Consider the following 2583-nt stretch of genomic DNA (forward strand, 5'->3'; position numbering starts at 1 on the left):
TGAATATGCCACTCCAAACTGGGCCATTTACACCGATTAATGCTGGTCCACCCGCGCCGATGTAAACTGGGCCACCTGTGGATAAGTGAACATTGAAGAGACAATATTCCTAGTTTTCCAATGGGCAGACCCATCAATCCTGCCCATTGGAAACGATGGCTAACTGTCGAATCAAAATGTTCCAACTCCGACGACTGATCGAACTGCGACTTAAGGGCACTTCCAAGCGGAATCTAGCCCGCATCCTGGCCATCTCGCGCACTACGGTTCAGCACTACCTGACCCAGCTTGAAGCCCTATTTCCGACCCTGGAACCCTTACTGGCCTGGGATGATGCCCAACTGGACCGGTTGTTAACGGCTTCGGTCGTCCCCCAAGTCAAGCATCCTACACTGGCCGAGTTGTTTCCAACCTACGAACGCGAATTGGCCAAACCCGGTGTGACCCGCCAGCAACTCTGGATGGAATATCGTCTGCAACATCCGGATGGGCCGCGCTATTCCCAGTTTAATCACTTGTTCCGCCAATGGCAGGGGCAACAAAAAGTGGTGATGCACCTGGAGCATAAAGCCGGTGAGCAACTCTTTATTGACTTCGCCGGTGACAAACTTTATCTGACCGACCCGCAGACGGGGCAAATCCGGGCCGTCGAGTTTTTCGTGGCCATTCTGCCCTGTTCTCAACTGACGTATGCGCAAGCCGTAGCCAGCCAACAGCAGGAAGACTTCATTGCCGCTCTGCAAGCCGCTTTAGTGTATATCGGTGGGGTTCCTCAGGCAATTGTGCCCGATAATTTCAAAGCGGCTGTCACCCGGGCCGATCGTTATGAACCCACGATTAATCAAACCTTACAGGATTTTGCATCGCATCATCAGACGGCCATTTATCCCACTCGTAGCGGCAAACCTCGCGATAAAGCCCTGGTCGAAAGCGCAGTACGGATTCTCTATCAGCGGATTTATGCGCCCTTACGGAATCGAGCTTTCGCCACCCTGGTTGATCTCAATAAGGCTATCTGGCAGCTACTCGATGTACATAACCGTACCTGTTTACAAGGCAAAGAGTATTCCCGACGGGACCGTTTTGAGCAGCTCGAACGGGTCTGGCTACAACCTTTGCCCACGCAAGCCTATGAACTTAAACGGTATTGTATGGCTAAGGTGCACCCCAACGGTCATGCTCAACTCCAGCAGGACAAACACCATTACTCAGTGCCTTATCGGCTTGTCGGCCAGATGGTCAAGTTCATTTACACCCAGGACAGCGTGGAAATCTACCATCACTTTGAACGGGTGGCGGTCCATTCACGCCAGCATACCAGCGGTCAATACACCACCTTGCGCGAACACCTGCACCCACACCATCAATGGCTCTCGCAATGGTCTCCGCTATTTTTTGAGGAACAAGCCGCTAAAATAGGGCCGCATACGGTGCAGATTATTCAGGAACTGCTGCGACTACGGACCTATCCCGAGCAGGCTTATCGCTCCTGTGCCGGGGTCTTGTCATTGGCCAAAGGCTACGGTTCCGATCGGTTGGAGCGGGCCTGCCAACGGGCTCTTCATTATCAGGCGACCTCGTACCGATTGGTCAAAAGTATCCTGGAGCGGGAGTTAGACCGACTGGATCTGGAGCCGGTACCCATAGATGTCATTCCGCCCTGTCAGCATGAGAATATCCGGGGTGCATCGGCCTATCAATGAAAAAAAATAAAATACGAAAGGGGAATAAAAACACACGAGCCAAATGAACAACCAAGCCACTTTAGAGGCCATGCGCAAACTCGCTTTGTGGGGTATGGCCCAAAACTTTGAGCAGTTGATCCGCCTGCCGCTGGATCAACATCCCACTGCCGACCAGGTAGTGGCGCAACTCACTCAGGCTGAGCAAGCTTACCGGCAACATCGCAAAACGGTGACGGCGGTCCGGCAAGCCCGCTTCCGCTATCAGGCGGCTCTGGAAGAGATTGACTACTTACCTGGCCGCAACCTGGACAAAAACCAGCTGTTGCGTCTGGCTGATACGTCTTTCATCAATCGGGCCGAGAACGTTCTCATTACTGGAGCCACCGGTTGCGGCAAGAGCTTTATTGCTACGGCCCTGGGCTATCAGGCCTGTCACATGGGGCTACGGGTGGCTTACTTCTCATTGCCCAAACTCTTCCAAAAGCTGCATTTGGCTCAAGCTGATGGCTCGTATGTAAAAGAGTTGGCTCGCTTAGAGCGGCAACATCTGCTAATCCTGGACGATTGGGGGATGCAGGCATTGTCCTTGCATGAACGGCTCGCTTTAATGCAGTTAATTGAAGATCGGCATGGGCGGGCCAGCACCATCATTACTTCCCAGCTACCGGTGAACGGCTGGTATGATTACATCGCCGACCCCACGCTGGCGGATGCCATGCTGGATCGGCTGGTACATCACGCCCACCGGATTGAATTGAAAGGAGAATCCATGCGAAAACGAACTAAAAAAGAAGAAAAAATAGGGTAATAGTTACCTTTGTCTACTCCTCAATACCACTTATCCACAGTGGCCCAGTTTGCATCGGCGCACACGGCCCAGTATCATCGGTATAGTCAC

At 52.7% G+C, this 2583-nt stretch carries 2 protein-coding genes; both read left to right on the top strand.

Features of this window, described 5'->3' with window-relative positions; translation table 11 throughout:
• The first annotated feature begins 176 nt into the window (after positions 1-176).
• Positions 177-1703 (top strand): IS21 family transposase, encoded by a 1527-nt coding sequence (istA, locus tag DUE52_RS31960; RefSeq protein WP_229312377.1) that lies wholly within the window; start codon positions 177-179, stop codon positions 1701-1703.
• A 43-nt stretch (positions 1704-1746) separates the two neighbouring features.
• Positions 1747-2493, top strand: coding sequence for an IS21-like element helper ATPase IstB (istB, locus tag DUE52_RS31965; RefSeq protein ID WP_114410210.1), 747 nt, complete (start codon positions 1747-1749; stop codon positions 2491-2493).
• The last annotated feature ends 90 nt before the right edge of the window (positions 2494-2583 follow it).

Origin of the sequence: Larkinella punicea (genome assembly GCF_003334855.1) — a bacterium.
Taxonomy (GTDB): domain Bacteria; phylum Bacteroidota; class Bacteroidia; order Cytophagales; family Spirosomataceae; genus Larkinella; species Larkinella punicea.

Coding starts and splice junctions, on each gene's coding strand:
- istA (WP_229312377.1), top strand. CDS start 177: ATGTTCCAACTCCGACGACTGATCGAACTGCGACTTAAGGGCACTTCC.
- istB (WP_114410210.1), top strand. CDS start 1,747: ATGAACAACCAAGCCACTTTAGAGGCCATGCGCAAACTCGCTTTGTGG.